The organism is Okeania sp., from assembly GCF_983059655.1.
Genome location: NZ_CEZPJD010000781.1, coordinates 1 through 3716, shown reverse-complemented (window position 1 = coordinate 3716; position 3716 = coordinate 1). Strand labels below are relative to the sequence as shown.

At 36.6% G+C, this 3716-nt stretch carries 3 protein-coding genes; 2 read left to right on the top strand and 1 reads right to left on the bottom strand.

Features of this window, described 5'->3' with window-relative positions:
- Window positions 1–49: 49 nt before the first annotated feature.
- On the bottom strand, window positions 50–241 hold the full coding sequence (locus AC3DU7_RS28285; RefSeq protein ID WP_488042588.1) for a DDE transposase family protein: 192 nt from the start codon (window positions 239–241) through the stop codon (window positions 50–52).
- A gap of 441 nt (window positions 242–682) precedes the next feature.
- Here AC3DU7_RS28285 and AC3DU7_RS28280 point away from each other — a divergent pair, with 441 nt between their 5' ends.
- Both AC3DU7_RS28280 and AC3DU7_RS28275 read left to right on the top strand, forming a co-directional pair.
- Window positions 683–2449 (top strand): iron uptake porin, encoded by a 1767-nt coding sequence (locus AC3DU7_RS28280; RefSeq protein ID WP_488042587.1) that lies wholly within the window; start codon window positions 683–685, stop codon window positions 2447–2449.
- Window positions 2450–2466: 17 nt separating this feature from the next.
- Window positions 2467–3327: an amino acid ABC transporter substrate-binding protein gene (locus AC3DU7_RS28275; RefSeq protein WP_488042586.1), complete on the top strand. Its 861-nt coding sequence runs from the start codon at window positions 2467–2469 to the stop codon at window positions 3325–3327.
- The last annotated feature ends 389 nt before the right edge of the window (window positions 3328–3716 follow it).

The window sequence follows — 3716 nt, the reverse complement described above, 5'->3', positions numbered from 1 at the left end:
TAAGTAATTATGATTGATATCATACACTAATTCAGCAATGCCGAGATGTCTATTTTGGCTGACATTTTCCGGCTCGAATCAATCCTACACGACGGGCGATCGCTTCTTCAGCAGAATCAAATGGACCCCATGTTTCTACAAAGTTGGGGTCTTTTTTCTGTTCAACTTGTGTACTAGGCAAAATTTCACAGGTTTTTTCTGATTTCTTGATAATATAGTATTTTTGTGATGAGTCATTCATATAGAAAAATGCAGAAGGTTGGAGGAAAAATTGCTTATGGATAGTCTTCGATACGCCACTCCGTGTCTTAATAACTCCAAACAATTTTCAGCATCCCCGTTGATGGTGGGGTATTAAACCAGCAAAAGAAAAGATAATTGGTAATAAATTTTAAAGAGTATTTATACCATGTTCAGGTAATTAAACATAATCAAAATTTTCTTTGGTAATAAATTTTAAAGAGTACTTATACCATGTCCAGGTAATCAAACATAATCAAAATTTTCTATTGAAGGGCTATTAAAGAAATATCCCAAATTTCCGATCTGTTTCTAGTTAACTCTTGAATTTACACCTAATACCTACAACATAATTAATATAAATATTTACTTAATAATGTTACATACCATATTAACATAATAATGTTTTTTGTAGTTCCAGTAAAATTATCAAACTAAAAATATGGGACGTAAATTTTATGGTGTGGTATTCCCATTCATTTTAGGAATAGGATTTGTCTTATCTATTACTCCAAGTAGTAAAGCCCAAAAACAACAATCAAGTGAAAGTCTTGACCAAACTGCTCAGATTTTAGAAAAAATAGAGGAATACAACCCACTCAAGCAACCTCCACAGAAATCGCAACCACTTGAAGACTTAGACCAAGAAAAAACAAATATCGTTACAGACAATAATGTTGATACTTTAGGACAAATAGAACAAAACAATCAACTAGATCGGCCTTCCGAAATACCTCCTTCCCTAGAACGAGTTAACTCTGTAAATCAACTTAGTGATGTTCTACCTACAGATTGGGCCTATAGTGCCTTACAAGGATTAGCAGAACGCTACGGTTGTCTATTGGCCTCCCCAAATAGTACATTTAGTGGAAATAGAGCCATCAGTCGTTATGAATTTGCTGCTAATCTCAACGAATGTTTAGAAGTTATTCAAAGTTTAATTGAAGAATTCGGTGAAGGTTATATTAGTCAAGAAGACTTAGCTAAAAGTCAACGATTACAAGAAGATTTTGCTGTTGAAATAGCCGATACTAAATCTCGCCTTAATGCTCTAGAAACACGGACAGATATTCTCGAAGCTAATCAGTTTTCTACTACAACCTTGCTCAAAGGGGAAGTAACCATGGCTCTATATGATGCCTTTGGTAATGATGGAGAAGATGGTGCTACTGTTAGTGCAGATGATACTCAGATAGGTTTTGGCCATAACTTAACACTAAACTTTGATACCAGTTTTACAGGTAAAGACTTCCTCAGAACGAGGATAAGAGCTGGTGACTTACCTGGAGTAAATACAGGGACTGCTATGACATTCTTAAACAACGGCTCTCCACCTGACGACATAGCCACACTAGCAGAAGTATACTATATTTTTCCCCTCAACAACGAAATGAGTGTTTATTTTGGAGCTGCTGGTCTTGACTTCGATTTGATGGCCCCTGCTCTTAATCCTAAACTCATCAGTGGTAGCATAGGAAGTTTGGCCTTGTATCCAGCTTACAACCCTACTATATACATCCAAGTAGGCGGTGCTGGTTTAGGTTACAGTTATCAAATTAACGATAACTTCAGGTTAGATGTAGCATATCTTGGAGGTAGTCCTGGTGGTGGAACAGGTAGAGTCAACGATCCGAGTGAAGGTGGTGGTATTTTTAATGGTACAAACAGTGCTTATGCTCAGTTAACAGTTTCACCAACCCTAGATTTTGATTTTTCTTTTGCTTATGTAAGAGCATATTATACGGCGGACTTAGTTAATGTAGCAGGTTTTACAGGTAGCGCAAACGCTCAACGGCCTTTTGGCAGAGTGGCAACATCAGCAGACCATTTTGGATTTCAAACTAGCTATCGGTGGGCACCGTTTACTATTTCTGGTTGGGTTGGTTACAGTAATGCTGAAGCAGAAGCAGGGGAACGCGAAGGGGATGAAGCTGATATTTGGCATTGGGCAGTGACAGTAGCTATAGATGACTTAGTATTTGAAAATGGAATGTTAGGTCTTTCGGTTGGTCAACAGCCAAAAGTGACAGATATTGATAATGGTGAAGATGACCCAGATACATCTATACAATTTCAAATTTTCTACAGTTATCGAATTTCAAATAATATAGATATAACGTCTGGTTTTTTCGTGGAAACACAACCAGAACATAATGATAAAAATGACCCAATTTTGGTATTCGTTACTCGAAGCGTTTGGAGATTTTAATCTTAAAACTAACAATTATGAACAAGAAACTGAAAATTATTATTGCTTCATCCCTAGCATTCCTAGGGATTATTTTTCCTCAAAAAATAAGTCAAGCACAAACACAAGAAACAATTATTAGAAGAGAGGAGATGGTTATAGGAGTTAGGGAAGATTCCTATTGGTTTGGCTCCAGGAATGACAAGGGAGAACGGGAAGGATATTGTATAGATATTGCCTATGCATTACGTGAACGTCTCAGTGCTAATCAACTCGAGCCAATCAGGGTAAGATTTGTGACATCAACTGTCCAAAGTCGTTGGGATATGGTAAAAAGTGGTATGGTAGATTTGGAGTGTGGCCCTAATACTATTAGTACCGAACGTGAAGAAAAACATGGTATTAATTTTTCTGCACCTTTTTTTATCACAGCAACACAAGTGTTAGCTCAAAGAGGTAGGACAGAAGAAGATGTAAATGCAGGTAATGCCATAGTTGGTGTAGTTAGGAATACTAGCAATGAAAGCGATCTAAAGAGTGCTTATCCTGAAGAACAAATTGAGGATAAATTTTTAACTAGAGAACAAGGTGTTCAAGCTTTAGTGGATGGTGAAGTTAATGGTTTTGCCAGTGATGGAACTCTTTTGTTAGGTGTGGCGTGGAGTCTGAACCTAGACATGGAAAAAGATTATACTTTTGTTACTATCAATCAGGAAGATGGTCGTCCTTTTTGTGCAGGTTATGGGTTTATACTTCCTGGAGGAGAAGAAAATTCTAGTTGGCAAAGGTATGTTAATGACTTTCTTGCTAACGATAGAAAAGCTCAAAGAATTCAAAGAAAATGGTTGTTGGATGGTTTAAGTGAGAATAGTCAGATGCTTTATAATGCTTGTACTTAGGAAAGTTAGAAATCAAAAGTCAACAGTAAAAAATTAAGAGTTAAAAGTTAAAGGATTGAGTAGGGTGCGTTAGACGGTTAAAATTTAAGCTGTGAAAGGTATTTAGCAATCCGTCGTAACGCACCATTGAAACGTAAGTCAAAACTCAGAAGTCAGAAGTTAACGGAAATTTTTTCTCTTAGGTGCATAGAAGTCAAAACCTTAGACAAAGAGATTAATGGAGGGAAAAAATAAACCCCCCTATGTCAACTTTGTATTTTTGACTTAATAATTATGACTACAATCAAACAAATATTGATGGGTATTGCGATCGCTACCTCTGTGTGTGTATTGCCCAATCATTCAGTTAATGCAGCATCTCTGATTGATTTTGAACCTGTGGATGGTAA